Genomic DNA, 21,558 nt, shown 5'->3' with positions numbered 1-21,558 from the left:
ATTAAAAAGTATTTTACTTCTCCAATAAGTGCCGGGGCAGCTAATAAAAATCCGGTGGCTGGAAATATCCCGCCGGCCTGATTTGTCAGCCAAAGTAAACGTTTTTTACCTGGCCCCCGTCATGGCGATACACTTCTTCTTCTACAGTATTGAATGGATAAGCGATTGCGCTGTCTATGGTAGATATCCGCGTCCGGGCCGTGCGCCCGGCTTTATTTTGTCCCGCGGCGCCGTGGTGCGGCGGTCACCGGGGAGCTGGGCGGCTCCTGCGGTACAACCAGTGAGGAAAGAGCGAGGATGGTCAAGGTGGACAAGCGACGGCTGTTGGCAATGGGCCTGTGTCTGACGGCGTTTTCAGGCGCGGCGCTGGCGGATTCTCTGGATGCGCAACGTCAGCGTTACCAGCAGATCAAACAGGCGTGGGACGGCAATCAAATGGACGTGGTGGCGCAGCTGATGCCGACGCTGCGCGATTACCCGCTTTATCCTTACCTGGAATACCGCGAGCTGACACAGGATCTGAGCCAGGCGGGGTTCTCCGAGGTGAACGACTTTATCAAACGCCACCCGACGCTGCCGCCGGCGAAATCACTGGTGCCGCGCTTCGTCAATGAACTGGCGCGGCGCGAAGACTGGCGCACCCTGTTGGCCTTCAGCGCGCAGCCGCCCAAACCGGTGGCTGCGCGCTGCAACTATTACTACGCCAAATGGGCTACCGGTGACCAGCAGGCGGCCTGGAGCGGCGCCGATGAACTGTGGCTGAACGGCAAAACGTTGCCGAGCGCCTGCGATCGTCTGTTCAGCGTCTGGCGCGGCGCAGGCAAGCAAACGCCGCTGGATATTCTGGCGCGCATGAAGCTGGCGTTGAAAGAGGGTAACAGTTCGCTGGTCAGCAACCTTTACGGCCAGTTGCCGGCCGACTATCAAACCATGGGCAACGCCCTGGTGCGCTTGCAAAACGATCCGACCACCGTGGAAGCCTTCGCCCGCAGCGTGGGGCCGACTGACTTTACCCGTGCCGCCACCGGCATCGCCTTTGAACGCCTGGCGCGGCAGGATGTGGAAAACGCGCGGGCGATGATCCCGACGCTCGCGCGGTTGCAGAAAATGAGCGACGACGAACGGCTGGGGTTGGAAGAGGCGGTGGCCTGGCGCCTGATGGGCAGCGACGCTACCTACGAGCAGGCGCAGTGGCGCGATCAGGTGATTCTGCGCAGCCGTTCGCCTTCGCTGTTGGAGCGCCGAGTACGCATGGCGTTGGGCAACGGCGATCGGCAGGGCGTCGCGACCTGGCTGGCCCGCCTGCCGGAAGAGTCGCGCAACAAGGATGAGTGGCGCTACTGGCGCGCCAGTCAACTGATGGACGAAGGCAAACGCGCCGAAGGCGAGGAGATGTTGCGTAACCTGATGACCGAACGCGGCTTCTATCCGATGGTCGCGGCGCAGAAGCTGAACGCCACTTATCCGGTGATGGTGGCGGTGGCGGCCAAGCCGCGCACGTCGCTGGTCGACGGGCCGGAGGTCGCCCGGGTGCGTGAGCTGATGTACTGGAATATGGACAACCTGGCCCGCAGCGAGTGGGGCTCGTATGTCGCCAGCCGCAGCCGGCCGGAACAAGAAGCGCTGGCGCGCTACGCCTTTGAGCAAAAATGGGCCGATCTGAGCGTGCAGGCGACCATCGTCGGCAAGCTGTGGGATCATCTGGAGGAGCGTTTCCCGGTCGCCTGGCCGCAGGAGTTCCGCCGCGCGACCGATGACAAGGGGATCACCACCAGCTACGCGATGGCGATCGCGCGTCAGGAGAGCGCCTGGAATCCGAAAGCGCAGTCGCCGGTTGGCGCTACCGGCCTGATGCAGGTGATGCCGCGCACCGCGCAGCATACGGTGCAGATGTACAATATTCCCGGCTATGTCGGCCCGAGCCAACTGTTCGATCCGCAGACCAATATCACCATCGGCACCAGCTATCTGGAGTCGGTCTATCAGCAGTTTGGCCGCAACCGCATTCTGTCGAGCGCCGCCTATAATGCCGGCCCGTCGCGGGTGAATACCTGGCTGGGCAACAGCGCGGGGCGGATCGATCCGGTGGCATTCATCGAAAGCATTCCGTTCTCTGAAACCCGCGGCTACGTCAAGAACGTGCTGGCTTATGATGCATTTTACCGTTATCTGACGCACCGGCCGGCCAAGGTGCTGACCGACGCCGAGTGGCAGAGACGTTATTGATTTTGACGGCCCTATGGTATGCTGCTGTACTAGTTAAATAGTATGGTGGCTGCCATGACGCAATTATCGTTAAACGACCCCGCTCTTTCAGAACAAGGCAATGAGGATTGGCTGCGCTTCGTCGCGCTGCTGCAGAATTCCTTTGCGCAAGAACTGCATCAACCGCTGCTGCAGCTGATGTTGACGCCGGACGAGCGCACCGCGCTGGGCACCCGGGTGCGGATCATTCAGGAACTGATGCGCGGCGAGATGAGCCAGCGCGAGTTAAAAAATGAACTGGGCGCGGGGATCGCCACCATCACCCGCGGATCGAACAGCCTGAAAGCGGCTTCACCCGCGCTGAAACAGTGGCTTGAGCAGCAGCTGTTGCACGACGCGCCCTAGCAGACTCAGCGTTATTGCTGATAGATGGCGTTGTGGAACGGCACCAGCGCCAGCAGCAGCGCCTGGTGGTAAACGCTGGTGCGGCTCAGCCGGCCGTCGGTGAAGACGCCGATGGCGCCGCCCTGACGTTTCACCTCGGCGTTGCCGGTGATCGCCGCCATTTCGCTGCCCAATTCGCGACCGGCGCGAATACCTTGTAAGATGACCTCCGGCAGCATCAGGCTCGCCGAGCGGGATTCGCCACGGATGTGCGGGTTCTCGATGGTCATCCAGGCGAAGGTCATATTCTCTTCAATCCCGGCTTCCACGCCGACCCAAAAATCGGCCTCGGGCCTGACCTGGCGCGCTTCCATGACGCGTTGACGCGAACCGGTGCGGGTTTCGTGGTTGCCTATCGGCTGCAGCGAGACGCCGCTGGCGACGTCAACGGATTCAATGCGGTATTGGCCCGCGCCAAAGACGTCATCGAAGGCGAGTTGAATAGCCTTGATCTTTGCCGGGTTGGTAGTTGCAGCGACAACATGGTACATAACGGGTTTGATATCCTTCTGGCCGATACGCCGGGCAGCGGCAAAAGCGCCACCGGGCCGGGGATAAATGCAAATTTCACGCAGTATAACGGAAAACAAAAATGTTACAGGTATACCTCGTTCGCCATGGCGAAACGGAATGGAACGCGGCTCGCCGTATCCAGGGTCAGTCCGACAGCCCGTTAACCGCCATGGGGGAACACCAGGCCCGTCTGGTCGCCAGGCGCGTCAGCAAAGAAGGCATTACGCACATCATTACCAGCGATCTGGGGCGCACGCGGCGCACCGCGCAGATCATCGCCGACGCCTGTGGCTGCGAAGTGATTAGCGATCCGCGTTTGCGTGAGCTGCACATGGGGGTTCTGGAAGAACGCCTGATCGACAGTTTGACGTCGCAGGAAGAGCAGTGGCGCAAACAGATGGTCGATGGTACTCCTGACGGCCGTATCCCTCAAGGCGAATCCATGGAGGAGCTGGGCGAGCGCATGCGCGCCGCGCTGGATAGTTGCCTGATGCTGCCTGAAGGCAGCAAGCCGCTGCTCGTCAGTCATGGCATCGCGTTGGGGTGTTTGATCAGTACGGTGCTGGGGCTGCCGGCCTATGCGGAACGCCGTCTGCGCTTGCGCAACTGCTCACTGTCGCGCGTCGATCACCAGCAGAGCCCTTGGCTGGCTTCCGGCTGGATCGTGGAAACGGCGGGCGATGTCACGCATTTGGACATGCCCGCGTTGGACGAACTGCAGCGTTAACGCCGAATCGGGATCAGGTAATCGCACTTGATCTCGATAGGCGCCTGATGCGGACGGCGCTCGCCTTTCGGATAGAAGCGCTCGATGTCGTGCCCTTTGCGGCGCGTCAGCTGGAGCGCCGGCAGGCAGGTGCCGTAGACCGTCAGAATAAAGTCTTGCAGTCCCTCGGTGGGCCCTTCGTAGCTGAACATCGCAAACTCACCGCCCGGCAACACCAGCGGCTGGCCTTCCTGTACCTTGTCAGGCACCTGATCCGGCTCCAGCGCCGTGGTGTACAGCACTTCCTGTTCGTCGTCCTTCTCTTGGCTCGGTCGCGAGTGGTGCAGCCCGTACAGCACCGGCGGCAGGGTTTCGACGTCACCGAGGAACTGACGCCAGAACTGTGAGCGCAGTTCGGTGCGCACGGTGGTGATCTGTTCCAGCGTACAGGAGTAGCTCTGGGTCAGGCCGACCAGGCGCTTGTCCGGCAGCGAGACGAATTCCGGCTGCGGCAGGGTGAAGGCTCCCAGACGGATCGGCGGACAGATGCCGAATGCGTTCCAGTCTTCGGCGCGGCGGTACAGCGCCGGCGTCTGCGCAAACTGTTTTTTGAAGGCGCGGGTGAAGGTCTGCTGCGAGTCGAAGCGATATTGCAGGGCGATATCCAAAATCGGCCGGCTGGTCAAACGCAGCGCGACGGCGGCTTTGGACAGCCTCCTTGCCCGGATGTAAGCACCGATGGCGTTACCGGTAATATCTTTGAACATCCGTTGCAGATGCCATTTGGAGTAGCCTGCCTTGGCCGCCACGTTATCCAGCGACAAGGGTTGGTCCAAATGGCTTTCCAGCCAGCTAAGCAGATCACGAATGATACCGGCTTGATCCATAGATCTTCCTCGTAAAGCTTGGGGGTAGGAACCCGAACTGTTGATTCGTCACGCTGGTGCTGCGCTATCAGACCGATCCATGAGCCATTATGCGTTGCACTCTTTGCCTCTGCTGCGCATGCCGCGCCAGAGTTGGATTGGGGTACACCGTAGTGGGCGCAAAGAAATAACGACGCCGCATCATAGCAATTTTTTTACTCCGCGACTCTCAAAGATTTTTGTCACGCTCTGTGCTAAAACGGACGGTGCGGACCCGTAAAAAACCGATTCCGTGAGCTTAGACATAAATAATGGCGACCGCCGAACCTATTTTTGCAGCAAGGTTATACCGGAGTTAAGTAAATGAAAAAAAGCTGGATATTTTTATTCGGTTTGGTTTGCGCAACCGTTGGCAGCGCGCAGGCGGAGCAGGTGGGCTCCGTTGATACGGTGTTTAAATTGTTGGGGCCGGACCACAAAATCGTGGTGGAAGCGTTCGATGATCCGGACGTTAAAAATGTAACTTGTTATATCAGCCGCGCCAAAACCGGCGGCATCAAAGGCGGCCTGGGGCTGGCGGAGGACACCGCCGACGCGGCCATTTCCTGCCAACAGGTGGGGCCTATCGAGCTGAGCGACAAGATCAAAAACGGCAAGGCGGAAGGCGATGTGGTGTTCCAGAAACGCACCTCGCTGGTGTTCAAGAAGTTGCAGGTGGTGCGCTTCTATGACGCCAAGCGCAATTCGTTGATTTACCTGAGCTACTCCGACAAGGTGATCGACGGTTCGCCGAAGAACGCGTTGAGCGCGGTGCCGATCATGCCGTGGGCTGAGACGAAATAAAAAAACGGGGTTCAGCATGCTGAACCCCGTTTTCATGACGGCAGGCCGGAATTACTCTTCCAGATCGCCGCAGAAGCGGTAGCCTTCGCCGTGAATGGTGGCGATGATTTCCGGCGTGTCCGGCGTCGATTCGAAGTGTTTGCGAATGCGACGGATGGTGACGTCCACGGTGCGGTCATGCGGCTTCAGCTCGCGGCCGGTCATTTTCTTCAGCAGTTCGCCGCGCGACTGGATCTTGCCCGGGTTTTCGCAGAAGTGCAGCATGGCGCGGAATTCGCTGCGCGGCAGCTTGTATTGTTCGCCGGCTGGGCTGATCAAAGAACGGCTGTTGATGTCCAGCTCCCACCCATTGAACTTGTAGCTCTCGACCAGGCGGCGCTCTTCGCCCAGGCTGCCCAGGTTCATGGTGCGCGACAGCAGGTTGCGCGCGCGGATGGTCAGCTCTCGCGGGTTGAACGGCTTGGTGATGTAATCGTCGGCGCCGATTTCCAGGCCGAGGATTTTGTCCACTTCGTTATCGCGACCGGTCAGGAACATCAAGGCGACGCTGGCCTGTTCACGCAGTTCGCGCGCCAACAGCAGGCCGTTTTTGCCTGGCAGGTTGATGTCCATGATGACCAGATTGATATCATTTTCAGACAGGATATTGTGCATCTCTGCACCATCATTGGCTTCATGAACAATGTAGCCTTCCGCCTCGAAAATGCTCTTCAGGGTGTTACGAGTGACTAACTCGTCTTCGACAATCAGAATGTGCGGGGTCTGCATATTTGCTACCTAAAATTGCCAACAAAATAGAAAATCGGAAGTACAGAAGTCTTTGTTTTCTTAGAGGAGGGCAGAGATAGCGCCACGTTCCCTCTCAGCAAATGACTAAAGTACGTAAACTCGTTCTTGATGCACTTTCCATCTCATGTCAACAAGATCGCTAGCCTGGTGGGGATGCTGTTCCCTACAACCCCTGGGGTGCCGAAACGGCGCATATCCTAACCCCATTAACAGCAATATAACAGCGCGTGCCGAATTCATCACCCAACAAAACTACGCTTTGTTGACATATATCAAATTCAATTGTAGCACGTTAACAGATTTGTGAAAAACACTTACAGAAATGCCAGTTTAAGTCACAGAACCTCAAATTCTGTGAACGATTCAGCATTATCCGGCCCGATAGGATACAATTATTCGCTTATTGATCATCGCGTTGTTTTAACTTATTGATAAATAAACGCAGTAAAACATAAGCGCGAATAATGACTATTACGATGGGTTTATTAGCGCAACGAGCCGTTTAATCTTGTTTGTTGCTATTAACGCGTTTATTGTTACGTAATTGTAAATATAAGCGGGCGCTGCGCCATCGTCAAAAACGCAGGCCCGCCTTCGGTGGAAGAGTGATGCAGCTTCATATTGTTTTAGTGGCTCCGGCGCGGCCGGAAAATGTTGGCGCGGCGGCGCGCGCGATGAAAACCATGGGCTTCACGTCGTTGCGCATCGTTGACAGCGAGGCGCACCTGCAGCCGGCGGCGCGCTGGGTGGCGCACGGTGCCGGCGAGATCCTCGACGGCGTGCAAACGTTCGCCACGCTAGAGCAGGCGCTGGCGGGCGTGGATTTTACCGTCGCCACTACCGCCCGCAGCCGCGCGCGCTTTCACTACTACTGTACGCCGCCCGAACTGCTGGAACAGCTGAGCGAGCGTAAGCAGTGGGTCGGCCAGGCCGCGCTGGTGTTCGGCCGCGAAGATTCCGGCTTGACCAACGAAGAGCTGGCGTTGGCGGACTTGCTGACCGGCGTGCCGATGCAGGCGGACTATCCGTCGCTTAACCTGGGCCAGGCGGTGATGGTGTACTGCTACCAGCTGGCTAGCCTGATGGGTGTCAATACGCCACAGGAAACGGCGGCGTCGGAAGGGCAGCTTAAGGCGCTGCGCCGCCGCGCCGATGCCTTGTTGAGCGCATTGGATGTCGGCGATGACCAAAAATTGCGCGACTGGCTGCACCAGCGCCTCGGCGCGCTGCAACAGCGAGATACGGCGATGCTGCATACGCTGCTGCACGACATCGAAAAAAAACTCGCCAAGTGATAGCGGCTCCATCAGACGGTTACCCAGCGTGATCCACTAGTAAATCGGCTTTAAGTTGTTTTTTTGTTCTGTCATTTTGCTTTTCACCTGTTGCATCGCGCATTACCGCCGCTGAACGGAAAATAAGCAAAAAAAAGAAATAGTTTGACTTGGGATAGCGATTGCTTTAACCAATAGAGGGGACAGAGTATTTCATGAGACAGACAGACAACATGCGCAACATCAGCCTGAAAACCACAATTATTACCACCACCGATACCACAGGTAACGGGGCGGGCTGACGCGCACAGGAAACACAGAAAAAAGCCCGCACCTAATCAGTGCGGGCTTTTTTTTCGGCTTAAATTCGGAGAGATCACACATGCGAGTGCTGAAATTTGGCGGAACCTCGGTGGCGAATGCAGAACGTTTTCTGCGCGTCGCCGACATCATGGAGAGTAATGCGCGTCAAGGGCAGGTAGCCACGGTCTTGTCCGCCCCCGCAAAGATCACCAACCATCTGGTGGCGATGATCGACAAAACGGTGGCGGGCCAGGACATTCTGCCGAATATCAGCGACGCCGAGCGGATCTTTGCCGACCTGCTGAGCGGGCTGGCGCAGGCGCTGCCGGGCTTTGAATACGATCGCCTGAAAGGCGTGGTCGATCAGGAATTCGCGCAGCTCAAACAGGTGCTGCACGGCGTCTCGCTGCTGGGGCAGTGCCCGGACAGCGTGAACGCGGCGATCATCTGCCGCGGCGAAAAACTCTCCATCGCCATCATGGAAGGGGTGTTCCGCGCCAAGGGCTACCCGGTCACGGTGATCAACCCGGTGGAGAAACTGCTGGCGCAGGGCCACTACCTGGAGTCTACCGTGGATATCGCCGAGTCCACGCTGCGCATCGCCGCAGCGGCGATCCCGGCCGACCACATCGTGCTGATGGCCGGTTTCACCGCCGGTAACGATAAGGGTGAGCTGGTGGTGCTGGGCCGCAACGGCTCCGACTATTCCGCCGCGGTGCTGGCCGCCTGCCTGCGCGCCGACTGTTGCGAAATCTGGACCGACGTCGACGGCGTATATACCTGCGATCCGCGCACCGTGCCGGACGCCAGGCTGCTGAAATCGATGTCGTACCAGGAGGCGATGGAGCTTTCCTATTTCGGCGCCAAAGTGCTGCACCCTCGCACCATCACGCCGATTGCCCAGTTCCAAATCCCTTGCCTGATTAAAAACACCTCTAACCCGCAAGCCCCCGGCACGCTGATCGGCAAAGACAGCACCGATGACGCAATGCCGGTGAAAGGCATCACCAACCTGAACAATATGGCGATGATCAACGTCTCCGGCCCGGGCATGAAAGGCATGGTCGGCATGGCCGCGCGGGTGTTCGCCGTGATGTCGCGCGCCGGCATTTCGGTGGTGCTGATCACCCAATCCTCTTCCGAATACAGCATCAGCTTCTGCGTGCCGCAGGGCGAACTGCAGCGCGCCCGCCGCGCGCTGGAGGAGGAGTTCTATCTGGAATTGAAAGACGGCGTTCTGGATCCGCTGGACGTCATGGAGCGCCTGGCGATCATCTCGGTGGTCGGCGACGGCATGCGCACCCTGCGTGGCATTTCCGCGCGCTTCTTCTCCGCGCTGGCGCGCGCCAACATCAATATCGTCGCCATCGCCCAGGGCTCTTCCGAACGTTCAATCTCGGTGGTGGTCAGCAATGACTCCGCTACCACCGGCGTGCGCGTCAGCCACCAGATGTTGTTCAACACCGATCAGGTGATCGAAGTGTTCGTCATCGGCGTCGGCGGCGTCGGCGGGGCGCTGATCGAGCAGATCTACCGCCAGCAGCCGTGGCTGAAACAAAAACATATCGATCTGCGGGTGTGCGGCATCGCCAACTCGCGCGTGATGCTGACCAACGTGCATGGCATCGCGTTGGACAGCTGGCGCGACGAGCTGGCCGGCGCGCAGGAGCCGTTCAATCTCGGCCGCCTGATCCGGCTGGTGAAGGAGTATCACCTGCTGAACCCGGTGATCGTCGACTGTACCTCCAGCCAGGCGGTGGCCGATCAATATGTGGACTTCCTGGCGGACGGCTTCCATGTGGTAACGCCGAACAAAAAGGCCAACACCTCGTCGATGAACTATTATCAGCAACTGCGCGCGGCCGCGGCCGGTTCGCACCGCAAGTTCCTGTACGACACCAACGTCGGCGCCGGTTTGCCGGTGATTGAGAACCTGCAAAACCTGCTGAACGCCGGCGATGAGCTGGTGCGCTTCTCCGGCATCCTGTCCGGCTCGCTGTCCTTTATCTTCGGCAAGCTGGACGAAGGGCTGTCGCTGTCGGCGGCGACCCTGCAGGCCAGAGCCAATGGCTACACCGAGCCGGATCCGCGCGACGATCTGTCCGGTATGGACGTGGCGCGCAAGCTGCTGATCCTGGCGCGCGAGGCCGGTTACAAGCTGGAGCTGAGCGATATCGAGGTCGAGCCGGTGCTGCCGCCGTCCTTCGACGCGTCGGGCGACGTGGACCATTTCCTGGCGCGGCTGCCGGAACTGGATAAAGAGTTCGCGCGCAACGTGGCCAATGCCGCCGAGCAAGGCAAGGTGCTGCGCTATGTCGGTCTGATCGACGAAGGGCGCTGTAAGGTGCGCATCGAGGCGGTGGACGGCAACGATCCGTTGTATAAAGTGAAGAACGGCGAGAACGCGCTGGCCTTCTACAGCCGTTATTATCAGCCGCTGCCGCTGGTGCTGCGTGGCTACGGCGCCGGTAACGATGTGACCGCAGCGGGCGTGTTCGCCGATCTGCTGCGCACACTGTCATGGAAGTTGGGAGTTTAATATGGTTAAGGTGTATGCACCGGCCTCGATCGGTAACGTTAGCGTCGGTTTCGATGTGCTGGGCGCGGCGGTTTCGCCGATCGACGGCACGCTGCTGGGCGACTGCGTCAGCGTGGAAGCCGCCGAGACGTTCAGTTTGCAGAATGCCGGGCGCTTTGTCAGCAAGCTGCCGGCCGAGCCGAAAGAGAACATCGTTTATCAATGCTGGGAGCGTTTCTGCCAGGAGATCGGCCGCGAAGTGCCGGTAGCGATGCGGCTGGAAAAGAACATGCCGATCGGCTCGGGGCTGGGCTCCAGCGCTTGTTCGGTGGTGGCCGGGCTGATGGCGATGAACGAATTTTGCGATCGCCCGCTGGATAAGACGACACTGCTCGGCCTGATGGGCGAGCTGGAAGGCCGCATTTCCGGCAGCGTGCATTACGACAACGTGGCGCCCTGCTATCTGGGCGGCCTGCAGCTGATGCTGGAAGAGGAAGGCATTATCAGCCAGGAGGTGCCGTGCTTCGACGATTGGCTGTGGGTCATGGCCTATCCGGGCATCAAGGTCTCCACCGCCGAAGCGCGCGCCATTTTACCCGCGCAATACCGTCGTCAGGATTGCATCAGCCACGGCCGCTATCTGGCCGGCTTTATTCATGCCTGCCATACCCGGCAGCCGCAGTTGGCCGCCAAATTGATGCAGGACGTGATCGCCGAACCGTACCGCACTCGTCTGCTGCCGGGCTTCGCCGAAGCGCGCAAGGCGGCGCAGGACATCGGCGCGTTGGCCTGCGGGATCTCCGGCTCCGGCCCGACGCTGTTCGCCGTCTGCAATGACGGCGCCACCGCGCAGCGCATGGCCGCCTGGCTGCAACAACACTATCTGCAAAACGACGAAGGTTTTGTTCATATTTGCCGTCTGGATACCGCAGGCGCTCGACTACTGGGATAACGCATGAAACTGTACAACCTTAAGGATCACAACGAGCAGGTCAGCTTCGCGCAGGCGATCAAACAAGGCCTGGGCAAGCAGCAGGGGCTGTTCTTCCCGCTGGAGCTGCCGGCGTTCGAACTGACCGAGATCGACCACCTGCTGGAGCAGGACTTTGTCACCCGCAGCAGCCGTATTCTGTCGGCCTTTATCGGCGAAGAGGTGCCGGAGGCGGCGCTGAAGAAACGCGTGCAGGCCGCCTTTGAGTTCCCGGCGCCGGTGGCGAAAGTGACGGAAGACGTCTCCTGCCTGGAGCTGTTCCACGGCCCGACGCTGGCGTTCAAAGACTTTGGCGGCCGCTTTATGGCGCAGATGCTGGCGGAAGTGGCCGGCGATCAGCCGGTGACCATTTTGACCGCCACCTCCGGCGACACCGGCGCCGCCGTGGCGCACGCCTTCTACGGCCTGAAAAACGTCCGGGTGGTGATCCTCTACCCGCAGGGCAAAATCAGCCCGTTGCAGGAAAAGCTGTTCTGCACCTTGGGCGGCAACATTCACACCGTGGCGATCGACGGCGACTTCGACGCCTGTCAGGCGCTGGTGAAGCAGGCGTTTGACGATCAGGAATTGAAAGATGCGCTGCACCTGAACTCGGCCAACTCGATCAACATCAGCCGTTTGCTGGCGCAGATCTGTTACTACTTCGAAGCGGTGGCGCAGCTGCCGCAGGAAGCGCGCAATCAGCTGGTGATTTCGGTGCCGAGCGGCAACTTCGGCGATCTGACCGCCGGGCTGCTGGCCAAGTCGCTGGGTCTGCCGGTGAAGCGCTTCATCGCCGCCACCAACGCCAACGACACCGTGCCGCGCTTCCTGACCAGCGGCCAGTGGCAGCCGCACGCCACGGTCGCGACGCTGTCCAACGCCATGGACGTCAGCCAGCCAAACAACTGGCCGCGTGTGGAAGAGCTGTTCCGTCGTAAGGTCTGGCAGCTGAAAGAGCTGGGCCACGCGGCGGTCAGCGATGAGACCACCAGGGAAACGATGCGTGAGCTGGCCGAACTGGGCTATGTCTCCGAACCGCACGCGGCCATCGCCTACCGCGCGCTGCGCGATCAGCTGCAGGAAGGGGAGTTTGGTCTGTTCCTTGGCACCGCGCATCCGGCCAAGTTTAAAGAGAGCGTGGAAGCGATCCTCGGCCAGGAACTGCCGTTGCCGAAAGCGCTGGCGTTGCGGGCCGATCTGCCGCTGTTGTCGCACACGCTGCCGGCCAGTTTCGGCGAGCTGCGCACGTTCCTGATGGCACTTCCGGCCTGAAATTCGGCAGGTTAGAATGCGAAAAGCCGTCTTGCGACGGCTTTTTTTATGCCTGCTCCGGGCGCTTGAACACCAGTTCATTGCCCTGCGAGGCGGCTTCGTCGAAGGCGTAGCCTTCCAGGTTGAAGTCCACCAACTGCTCGCTGCGCGTCAGGCGGTTCTTGATGATAAAGCGGCTCATCAACCCGCGCGCTTTCTTGGCGTAGAAGCTGATGACCTTGAACTTGCCGTTCTTCTCGTCGAGGAACACCGGTTTGATCAGCGAGCCGTGCAGCTTGGCCGGCTTCACCGCTTTGAAATACTCGTCGGACGCCAGGTTGACCACCACGTCGTCGCCCTGTTGCTCCAGCGCTTCGTTGAGCTTTTTGGTGATCTGATCGCCCCAGAAGCTGTACAGATCTTTGCCCTTCGGGTTTTCCAGCTTGATGCCCATCTCCAGCCGATACGGCATCATCAGATCGAGCGGGCGCAGCACCCCATACAGGCCGGACAGCATGCGCAGATGCTGTTGGGCGAAGTCGAAATCGGCTTCGCTGAAATCCTGCGCCTGCAGGCCGGTGTAAACGTCGCCCTTGAACGCCAGCAACGCCTGACGGGCGTTGTCCGGGGTAAATGCCGGCTGCCACTCGCTAAAGCGCGCGGCGTTCAGGCCGGCCAGCTTGTCGCTGATGCTCATCAGGCTGGCGATTTGCGCCGGCGTCAGCTTGCGGCAAATGTTGATAAGCCGCTGAGACTTGTCCAGCAGTTCGGGTTGCGTGAAGCGTTTTGTCGCCAGCGGGCTGTCGTAATCGAGCGTTTTTGCAGGGGAAATAATAACGAGCATGGCCAGATCCTGTTTATCCAAGTGCGGGTACTGTAGCAAAAAGCGCAGGAAAAAGCGGCAATCGGTCCAATAGGCGGGGCGCGCATCGCACGCGCCCCGGAAAACTCAGCGCGGCGGCTTTTGATCGTCCCACACGCCCGGCTCCAGCTGCGATTTCAGCTCCGGGAATCGGGTGGCGTCGAAGGTTGGTAGCTTGCCCAAGCGGCGCTGGCGATGGTAGTCGTCGGCCAGTTTCAGCGCCACCCGCGACAGCAGCAGGATCGCCGTCAGGTTGGTGATCGCCATTAGCGCCATGGAGGTATCCGCCATTTTCCACACCAGCGGCAGCTCCGCCAGCGCCCCGAACATCACCATGCCCAGCGCCACACAGCGGAAAATCAGCAGGCCGCCCGGATGATTGTGTTCGAGGAACACCAGGTTGCTTTCGGCATAGGCGTAGTTGGCGATGATCGAGGTAAAGGCGAAGAAGAAGATGGCGATGGCGACGAACGGCGTTCCCCAACTGCCGACGGCGGTCGACAGCGCGCGCTGGGTCAGATCGATGCCGCTGATGCTGTCGGTCGGCTGATCGAGAATGCCGGAGGAGAGGATGATCGCCGCGGTGGCGCTGCAGATGACGATGGTGTCGATAAATACCCCGAGCATTTGCACGTAGCCCTGCGAAGCGGGATGCGGCGGATAAGGCGAGGCGGACGCCGCCGCGTTGGGCGCCGATCCCATGCCGGCTTCGTTGGAGAACAGGCCGCGCTGCACGCCCTGGGTCATCGCCTGGGAGATGCCGTAACCGACGGCGCCGGCCGCGGCTTCCTGCAGGCCGAAGGCGCTTTTGAAGATCAGCGCCAGGATCGCCGGCATGTGTTCGATGTTATGGCCAATCACCCAGAGGGCCAGCAACAGGTAGGCGCCGGCCATCAGCGGCACCACCAGCTCGGCCACTTTGGCGATGGAACGGATGCCGCCGAAGATCACCACGCCGCTCAGCAGCACCAGACCGATGCCGACGTGCAGTGGTTGCAAATGGAAGGCGACGGCGGAGGCTTGCGCGATGGAGTTGGCCTGCACGGCGTTGAATACCAGACCGAACGCGATGATCAGGAAGATCGAGAACAGCACGCCCATCCAGCGCATGCCGAGGCCTTTTTCCATGTAATAGGCCGGGCCACCGCGGTAGTTGCCGTTGTCGTCTTTGGTTTTATAGAGCTGAGCCAGCGAGCTTTCCACAAATGAGGTGGCCATGCCGATAAACGCCACCACCCACATCCAGAAGATGGCACCGGGGCCGCCGGCGGTCAGGGCGATGGCGACGCCGGTCAGGTTGCCGGTGCCGACGCGCGCCGCCAGCGTGGTGCACAGCGCCTGGAAAGAGGAGATGCCAGCGCTGTCGCTTTTATTGCTGTTTTTCAACACCGAGAACATGTGGCTGAAGTGGCGAAGCTGGATAAAGCGGGTACGCAACGTGAAGTAGATGCCGGTGCCGAGCAGCAGATAAATCAGCACTGACCCCCACAAAATGTTGTTTATAAAATTCATCAGGTCCGTCAAGGGATCCCTCCTCTTATCGAAATGTCATGCGCACCTTGCAGCATCCACCGCAGGTGAAAAACATTGGCCTATTTTTTACAAGAGCTTAGCTGGAATCTGTCCGGCGTCAGTCGATTAAGATTTTTCGCAGATTAGCGGACGAATTGCATCAATTTTTTCGAATTTAACATAATTTATTCGGGCGATAGCACGTTATTGCCTTTCCATCCGCTCGGTAATGGCGAAAGATATCGGCGTAAACGGTTGCTCGCCCAAGGATAAAACAGATGCTTGCGCGCCGCGGTTTTCCAGCCTTGCGCCGGGCTTGGCGCATGTTATTATCAGGGCAGGGCATGGTTGAACAATGCCAAAAGTTCATGCACAAACGATGAGATAATGCCAACATGACCGACAAATTAACTTCCCTGCGCCAGCTGACTACAGTGGTTGCAGATACGGGTGATATCGCGGCAATGAAGCTGTATCAACCGCAGGACGCCACAACCAACCCTTCGCTGATCCTCAATGCAGCCCAAATTCCTGAATACCGCAAACTGATTGACGAAGCCATTGCCTGGGCGCGCGGCCAGAGCAACGATCGCGAGCAGCAGATCGCCGACGCCGCCGACAAGCTGGCAGTCAACATCGGTCTGGAGATCCTCAAACTGGTTCCGGGCCGCATCTCCACCGAGGTTGACGCGCGTCTGTCTTACGACACCGTTGCCAGCGTGGCCAAGGCCAAGCGCCTGATCAAGCTGTACAACGAAGCCGGCATCAGCAACGATCGCATTCTGATTAAACTGGCCTCGACCTGGCAGGGCATCCGCGCGGCGGAGCAGCTGGAGAAAGAAGGCATCAACTGTAACCTGACGCTGCTGTTCTCCTTCGCTCAGGCTCGCGCCTGTGCCGAAGCCGGCGTTTACCTGATCTCGCCGTTCGTCGGCCGTATCCTCGACTGGTACAAAGCTAACGGCGACAAGAAAGAGTTCGCTCCGCACGAAGATCCGGGCGTGATCTCCGTGACCGAAATTTACCAGTATTACAAACAGCACGGCTACAACACCGTGGTGATGGGCGCCAGCTTCCGCAACGTCGGCGAAATCATCGAACTGGCCGGCTGCGACCGCCTGACCATCGCGCCTGCGCTGCTGAAAGAGCTGGCGGAGAGCGAAGGCGCGCTGGAGCGCAAACTGTCTTATACCGGTGAAGTGAAGGCGCGTCCTGCCGCACTGACCGAACCTGAGTTCTACTGGCAGCACAACCAGGATCCGATGGCGGTTGAGAAACTGACCGACGGCATCCGCAAATTCGCCGTAGACCAGGGTAAACTGGAAAAAATGATCGCCGACCTGCTGTAATTCCGGCAGATCGCGCAGTAAAAAGGTGGCTCAGGCCACCTTTTTTTATGCCCGACGCTCCCGCCGGCGGGGGAAGCCCTTATACTCTCGGCAATGACAACAGAACGGGAGACGAACCCGTTCAGACCCCATCAGGCTGTAGAGGTTACGCATGGATATTTTACGTATTGGTTTGGTTTCCGTTTCCGACCGCGCGTCCGGCGGCGTTTATCAGGATAAAGGCATTCCGGCGCTGGAGGAGTGGCTGGCCGGCGCGCTGGCGACGCCCTTCAAGCTGGAAACCCGGCTGATCCCCGATGAGCAGACGCAAATTGAACAGACGCTGTGCGAGCTGGTGGACGAAATGGGCTGCCATCTGGTGCTGACCACCGGCGGCACCGGGCCGGCGCGTCGCGACGTCACCCCCGACGCCACGCTGGCGATCGCCGATCGCGTGATGCCCGGCTTCGGCGAGCAAATGCGTCAGATCAGCCTACACTATGTGCCAACGGCAATTCTTTCTCGCCAGGTGGGGGCGATCCGCAAACAGGCGCTGATCATCAACTTGCCCGGCCAACCGAAGTCGATCAAGGAAACGCTGGAAGGGGTAAAGGATGAGCAGGGCAATGCGGTGGTGCATGGCATCTTCGCCAGCGTGCCTTATTGCATTCAACTGCTCGACGGGCCTTACGTCGAAACGCACGCCGCGGTGGTAGCAGCATTTCGGCCAAAGAGCGCGCGTCGCGAGATAAACCTCTAAATTTCAGCGTTCTGCGAGATCGGCTTCAGCCCGTCTGGTGTGAAAATAATTTGCCGTTATAGTAAGGATTCTTTTACAGAAAGCCTGCGGCTTTTATTTTTACAGCCTTTACCGACGGTGCCCTATGCCTCACGACAATAATCGCCGGCTGAACCGGCAAGACTACAAAACGCTGACGTTGGCCGCGTTGGGCGGCGCGCTGGAGTTTTACGACTTCATCATCTTCGTGTTCTTCGCCGCCGTGGTCGGCGATCTGTTCTTCCCGGCGGACATGCCGGAGTGGCTGCGGCTGGTGCAAACCTTCGGCATCTTCGCCGCCGGCTATCTTGCCCGCCCGCTGGGCGGCATCGTGATGGCGCACTTCGGCGATCTGGTTGGCCGTAAAAAGATGTTTACCCTGAGCATTCTGCTGATGGCGTTGCCGACGCTGGCGATGGGTCTGCTGCCGACCTACGCCAGCATCGGCATCGCCGCGCCGCTGCTGCTGCTGCTGATGCGCGTGTTGCAGGGCGCGGCGATCGGCGGTGAGGTGCCGGGCGCCTGGGTCTTCGTCGCCGAACACGTGCCGCGCCGGCGCATCGGCTTCGCCTGCGGCACGCTGACCGCCGGGCTGACGGTGGGCATCTTGTTGGGCTCGGTGGTGGCGACGGTGATCAACACCACGCTCAGCCCGCAGAGCATCGCCGGCGGCGGCTGGCGCATTCCTTTCCTGTTGGGCGGCATGTTCGGCCTGGTGGCGATGTACTTGCGCCGTTGGCTGCAGGAGACGCCGATCTTTATCGAGATGCAGGCGCGTAAAGCGCTGGCCGAGGAGCTGCCGCTGAAATCGGTGGTGATCAACCACAAACGGGAAGTGGCGGTGTCGATGCTGCTGACCTGGCTGCTCTCCGCCGGCATCGTGGTGGTGATCCTGATGACCCCGACCTATCTGCAAAAGCAGTTCGCCATCGCACCGGCCTTGACGCTGCAGGCCAACAGCATCGCCACCATCATGTTGATCGCCGGCTGCATCGTTGCCGGTTTGTCGGCCGATCGCTTCGGCGCCAGCAAAACGCTGGTGGTCGGCAGTGTGCTGCTGGCCGGCTGCAGCTGGCTGTTCTATCAAACGGTGGGCGTGCGCCCGGAAATGTTGTTCGCCTGCTATGCGCTAGTGGGCTTCAGCGTAGGCGTGGTGGGGGCCGTGCCGTATGTGATGGTGCGGGCCTTCCCGGCGGAAGTGCGGTTTACCGGCATCTCGTTCTCATATAACGTCTCGTACGCTATTTTTGGCGGTTTAACCCCTATTTTTGTGACGCTGATCATGAAATTAACCCCGTTAGCGCCCGCTTACTATGTGTTGGCGCTGTCGCTCCTCGGGCTGCTGCTCGGCGTCTACCTGCATCGCGACCTGAACAGCGAAGCCGGCGAGCGGCGAGCCGACTCCTACAGCTAAAAAAAAAGCCCTGCAGTGCAGGGCTTTTTCGTCAGGGGAGGGCGATTACGCCGCGACCGGTGAGGCCGCGACGCGGGCCGGGGCCGGTTCGCCAATCGGCAGCACGGTGCGGCCGTATTGCTCGTTGAGCACTTCGGCCATCGCCAGGTAGATGGCGCTGGCGCCGCAGATGATGCCCTCATAACCGGCAAAGGTCAGCAGCGCGTGGTTGCCGGTGATGTTGCCGACGGCCAGCAGGGCGAACAGCAGCGTCAGGCTGGCGAACACGAACTGCAGCACGCGGTTGGCGCCCAGGGTGCCGAAGAACATGAACAGGGTGAAGACGCCCCACAGCGCCAGGTAGATGCCCAGCACGTGCGCCTCGGTGGCTTCAGCCAGACCCAGACGTGGCAGCAGCAGCAGGCCGACCAGGCTCAGCCAGAAGCTGCCGTAGGCGGTGAAGGCGGTCATGCCGAAGGTGTTGCCCTTCTTGTACTCCAGCAGACCGGCCAGGATCTGGGCCAGGCCACCGAAGAAAATCCCCATGCTGATGATGGCGGAGTTCAGTGGGAAAAAGCCCGCGTTGTGCAGGTTCAGCAAGACGGTGGTCATCCCGAAGCCCATCAGGCCGAGAGGGCCGGGATTCGCCAACTTGTTGGTGTGCATAAGTCCTCTGCGATAACAGAAAATTAACGGAAACAGCGAAGTAAAATCATAAATGGTCTGAATGGCCAAAAAATCGAAGTTTTCCACCAGAGCGCGCGCATCATAATGATCCCCGCAGCCGGAAACAATGATCTGAATGACGATAAAAAAAGAAATTTTTTTCGCCTTGCCCCTTGATGCCGGACTGGATGGCCCCATCTTATTTGCAACCGCAGCTGCTAACCGCGGGTCGCACTGAGATATCGGGCAGTTGAAAAGCAAAAAATCGCCCGCATATAGGTTAGCAACCTGACTGATTATGAATTTTTTAGTGGAGACGTTTAGATGGGCAAAATTATTGGTATCGACCTGGGTACTACCAACTCTTGCGTAGCAATTATGGATGGTGCCAAGGCACGCGTGCTGGAAAACGCCGAGGGCGACCGCACCACTCCTTCTATTATCGCATATACCCAGGACGGTGAAACTCTGGTTGGCCAGCCGGCTAAGCGTCAGGCAGTGACCAACCCTGAAAACACCCTGTTCGCCATCAAGCGCCTGATCGGTCGCCGCTTCCAGGATGAAGAAGCGCAGCGCGACAAAGCGATCATGCCGTACAAAATCGTCGAAGCCGACAACGGCGACGCCTGGCTGGAAGTGAAAGGCCAGAAAATGGCTCCGCCGCAGATCTCTGCGGAAGTGCTGAAAAAAATGAAGAAAACGGCGGAAGATTACCTGGGCGAACCGGTAACTGAAGCGGTTATCACCGTACCGGCTTACTTCAACGACGCCCAGCGTCAGGCGACCAAAGACGCCGGCCGCATCGCGGGTCTGGAAGTCAAACGCATCATCAACGAACCGACTGCGGCGGCTCTGGCCTACGGCCTGGACAAAGAAGTCGGCAACCGCACCATCGCGGTTTATGACCTGGGCGGCGGTACTTTCGATATCTCCATCATCGAAATCGACGACGTTGACGGCGAAAAAACCTTTGAAGTGCTGGCGACCAACGGTGACACCCACCTGGGTGGCGAAGACTTCGACAGCCGTCTGATCAACTACCTGGTGGAAGAGTTCAAGAAAGATCAGGGTATCGATCTGCGCAACGATCCGCTGGCGATGCAGCGTCTGAAAGAAGCCGCTGAGAAAGCGAAGATTGAACTGTCTTCCGCTCAGCAGACCGACGTTAACCTGCCGTACATCACCGCAGACGCGACCGGTCCAAAACACATGAACATCAAAGTGACTCGTGCCAAACTCGAGTCGCTGGTTGAAGATCTGGTTGCGCGCTCTATCGAACCGCTGAAAGTGGCGCTGAAAGACGCAGGCCTGTCGGTTTCCGACATCCAGGACGTGATCCTGGTGGGCGGCCAGACCCGTATGCCAATGGTGCAGAAGAAAGTCGCAGACTTCTTCGGCAAAGAACCGCGTAAAGACGTGAACCCGGACGAAGCGGTTGCCGTGGGCGCTGCGGTACAGGGCGGCGTGTTGGCCGGTGATGTGAAGGACGTTCTGCTGCTGGACGTGACCCCGCTGTCGCTGGGTATCGAAACCATGGGCAGCGTGATGACGCCGCTGATCACCAAAAACACCACGATCCCGACCAAGCACAGCCAGGTGTTCTCTACCGCTGAAGACAACCAGTCTGCGGTAACCATCCACGTGCTGCAGGGTGAGCGTAAGCGCGCCAGCGATAACAAATCTCTGGGCCAGTTCAACCTGGACGGCATCCAGGCGGCGCCGCGCGGCATGGCGCAGATCGAAGTGACCTTCGATATCGATGCCGACGGCATCCTGCACGTGTCTGCCAAAGACAAGAACACCGGTCGTGAGCAGAAGATCACCATCAAGGCATCTTCTGGCCTGAACGAAGACGAAATCCAGAAAATGGTGCGCGACGCCGAGCTGAACGCTGAAGCTGACCGCAAGTTCGAAGAGCTGGTACAGACGCGTAACCAGGCGGATCACCTGATCCACGGCACTCGCAAGCAGCTGGAAGAAGCGGGCGACAAACTGCCGGCGGAAGACAAAACGGCGATCGAAGCGGCGCTGAAGGATCTGGAAGCGGCGGTGAAAGGCGAAGATAAAGCCGAGATCGAAGCGAAGACTCAGGCGCTGGTGCAGGTTTCCGGCAAACTGCTGGAAATGGCTCAGGCGCAGCAGGCTCAGCAGGGTGCTGACGCCGGCGCGGACAACGCGGCGCAGAAAGACGACGACGTGGTTGACGCCGAGTTCGAAGAAGTTAAAGACAAAAAATAATCGCCCTTAAGCGGGCACGGGGCGGCCGAGGTGTCGTTCCCGGAAACCAGCACGGGCGTCGAGGCAACTCTGCGCCCGTGCACGCATGTTAAGGGT

At 59.4% G+C, this 21,558-nt stretch carries 19 protein-coding genes and 1 other annotated feature; of the genes, 13 read left to right on the top strand and 6 right to left on the bottom strand.

Annotation, left to right across the window (positions count from 1 at the left end; translation table 11 throughout):
- Positions 1 to 297: 297 nt before the first annotated feature.
- Both sltY and trpR read left to right on the top strand, forming a co-directional pair.
- Entirely contained in the window at positions 298 to 2,226 is a 1,929-nt protein-coding gene (gene sltY / locus ACMGGK_RS20385; RefSeq protein ID WP_016929153.1) for a murein transglycosylase, read from the top strand.
- A gap of 54 nt (positions 2,227 to 2,280) precedes the next feature.
- Positions 2,281 to 2,610 (top strand): trp operon repressor, encoded by a 330-nt coding sequence (gene trpR, locus ACMGGK_RS20380; protein WP_016929152.1) that lies wholly within the window; start codon positions 2,281 to 2,283, stop codon positions 2,608 to 2,610.
- Between the two features lie 11 nt (positions 2,611 to 2,621).
- Here trpR and yjjX read toward each other — a convergent pair whose 3' ends face one another.
- Positions 2,622 to 3,140, bottom strand: coding sequence for an inosine/xanthosine triphosphatase (gene yjjX, locus ACMGGK_RS20375; protein ID WP_004933015.1), 519 nt, complete (start codon positions 3,138 to 3,140; stop codon positions 2,622 to 2,624).
- Between the two features lie 101 nt (positions 3,141 to 3,241).
- On the opposite strand from yjjX, the gene gpmB reads away from it, so the two are divergent.
- The gene (gene gpmB, locus ACMGGK_RS20370; protein WP_176063695.1) at positions 3,242 to 3,889 is read left to right on the top strand and encodes a 2,3-diphosphoglycerate-dependent phosphoglycerate mutase GpmB; all 648 of its coding nucleotides are present in this window, start codon (positions 3,242 to 3,244) and stop codon (positions 3,887 to 3,889) included.
- Here gpmB and robA read toward each other — a convergent pair.
- Positions 3,886 to 4,755: an MDR efflux pump AcrAB transcriptional activator RobA gene (gene robA / locus ACMGGK_RS20365; protein WP_016929151.1), complete on the bottom strand. Its 870-nt coding sequence runs from the start codon at positions 4,753 to 4,755 to the stop codon at positions 3,886 to 3,888. The two genes, gpmB and robA, sit on opposite strands and share 4 nt — an antisense overlap.
- Positions 4,756 to 5,097: 342 nt before the next feature.
- Here robA and creA point away from each other — a divergent pair, with 342 nt between their 5' ends.
- On the top strand, positions 5,098 to 5,577 hold the full coding sequence (creA, locus tag ACMGGK_RS20360; RefSeq protein ID WP_004933005.1) for a protein CreA: 480 nt from the start codon (positions 5,098 to 5,100) through the stop codon (positions 5,575 to 5,577).
- Positions 5,578 to 5,628: 51 nt separating this feature from the next.
- Here creA and arcA read toward each other — a convergent pair whose 3' ends face one another.
- Positions 5,629 to 6,345: a two-component system response regulator ArcA gene (arcA, locus tag ACMGGK_RS20355; RefSeq protein ID WP_004933003.1), complete on the bottom strand. Its 717-nt coding sequence runs from the start codon at positions 6,343 to 6,345 to the stop codon at positions 5,629 to 5,631.
- Positions 6,346 to 6,974: 629 nt separating this feature from the next.
- On the opposite strand from arcA, the gene ACMGGK_RS20350 reads away from it, so the two are divergent.
- The 5 genes from ACMGGK_RS20350 (at position 6,975) to thrC (ending at position 12,706) form a co-directional block, all read left to right on the top strand.
- On the top strand, positions 6,975 to 7,661 hold the full coding sequence (locus ACMGGK_RS20350) for a tRNA/rRNA methyltransferase (RefSeq protein ID WP_016929150.1): 687 nt from the start codon (positions 6,975 to 6,977) through the stop codon (positions 7,659 to 7,661).
- 194 nt (positions 7,662 to 7,855) lie between these two features.
- Positions 7,856 to 7,942, top strand: coding sequence for a thr operon leader peptide (gene thrL, locus ACMGGK_RS20345; RefSeq protein WP_071525951.1), 87 nt, complete (start codon positions 7,856 to 7,858; stop codon positions 7,940 to 7,942).
- Positions 7,881 to 7,998: a sequence feature (Thr leader region), on the top strand. Its footprint overlaps the gene before it by 62 nt.
- A gap of 24 nt (positions 7,999 to 8,022) precedes the next feature.
- Positions 8,023 to 10,482, top strand: coding sequence for a bifunctional aspartate kinase/homoserine dehydrogenase I (gene thrA / locus ACMGGK_RS20340; protein WP_016929149.1), 2,460 nt, complete (start codon positions 8,023 to 8,025; stop codon positions 10,480 to 10,482).
- 1 nt (position 10,483) lies between these two features.
- Positions 10,484 to 11,413: a homoserine kinase gene (gene thrB / locus ACMGGK_RS20335; protein WP_016929148.1), complete on the top strand. Its 930-nt coding sequence runs from the start codon at positions 10,484 to 10,486 to the stop codon at positions 11,411 to 11,413.
- Positions 11,414 to 11,416: 3 nt separating this feature from the next.
- Complete coding sequence (gene thrC / locus ACMGGK_RS20330) at positions 11,417 to 12,706, top strand: threonine synthase (protein ID WP_016929147.1); 1,290 nt, start codon at positions 11,417 to 11,419, stop codon at positions 12,704 to 12,706.
- 46 nt (positions 12,707 to 12,752) lie between these two features.
- On the opposite strand, the gene yaaA is transcribed toward thrC, so the two are convergent.
- Both yaaA and ACMGGK_RS20320 read right to left on the bottom strand, forming a co-directional pair.
- The gene (gene yaaA, locus ACMGGK_RS20325; RefSeq protein WP_049300199.1) at positions 12,753 to 13,529 is read right to left on the bottom strand and encodes a peroxide stress protein YaaA; all 777 of its coding nucleotides are present in this window, start codon (positions 13,527 to 13,529) and stop codon (positions 12,753 to 12,755) included.
- Positions 13,530 to 13,634: 105 nt separating this feature from the next.
- Positions 13,635 to 15,071: an alanine/glycine:cation symporter family protein gene (locus tag ACMGGK_RS20320; protein WP_016929145.1), complete on the bottom strand. Its 1,437-nt coding sequence runs from the start codon at positions 15,069 to 15,071 to the stop codon at positions 13,635 to 13,637.
- 383 nt (positions 15,072 to 15,454) lie between these two features.
- Between ACMGGK_RS20320 and tal the strand changes: the two genes are divergently transcribed.
- The 3 genes from tal to ACMGGK_RS20305 all read left to right on the top strand — a co-directional run bounded on the left by tal (position 15,455) and on the right by ACMGGK_RS20305 (position 18,579).
- Positions 15,455 to 16,408, top strand: coding sequence for a transaldolase (gene tal, locus ACMGGK_RS20315; protein WP_049300127.1), 954 nt, complete (start codon positions 15,455 to 15,457; stop codon positions 16,406 to 16,408).
- A gap of 151 nt (positions 16,409 to 16,559) precedes the next feature.
- Entirely contained in the window at positions 16,560 to 17,147 is a 588-nt protein-coding gene (mog, locus tag ACMGGK_RS20310; protein WP_015376607.1) for a molybdopterin adenylyltransferase, read from the top strand.
- Between the two features lie 124 nt (positions 17,148 to 17,271).
- Positions 17,272 to 18,579, top strand: coding sequence for an MFS transporter (locus ACMGGK_RS20305; RefSeq protein WP_016929143.1), 1,308 nt, complete (start codon positions 17,272 to 17,274; stop codon positions 18,577 to 18,579).
- A 45-nt stretch (positions 18,580 to 18,624) separates the two neighbouring features.
- Here the strand turns inward: ACMGGK_RS20305 and satP are convergent, their stop codons facing one another.
- On the bottom strand, positions 18,625 to 19,224 hold the full coding sequence (gene satP, locus ACMGGK_RS20300; RefSeq protein ID WP_048796026.1) for an acetate uptake transporter: 600 nt from the start codon (positions 19,222 to 19,224) through the stop codon (positions 18,625 to 18,627).
- Positions 19,225 to 19,548: 324 nt separating this feature from the next.
- Between satP and dnaK the strand changes: the two genes are divergently transcribed.
- Positions 19,549 to 21,462: a molecular chaperone DnaK gene (gene dnaK / locus ACMGGK_RS20295; RefSeq protein WP_004932972.1), complete on the top strand. Its 1,914-nt coding sequence runs from the start codon at positions 19,549 to 19,551 to the stop codon at positions 21,460 to 21,462.
- Positions 21,463 to 21,558 lie beyond the last annotated feature (96 nt).

It is taken from the genome of Serratia sp. BNK-33-b (assembly GCF_048684565.1).
GTDB classification, from domain to species: Bacteria; Pseudomonadota; Gammaproteobacteria; order Enterobacterales; family Enterobacteriaceae; genus Serratia; species Serratia marcescens.
The sequence above is the reverse complement of the archived record's forward strand: the minus strand, read 5'-3'. Positions and strand labels throughout refer to the sequence as shown.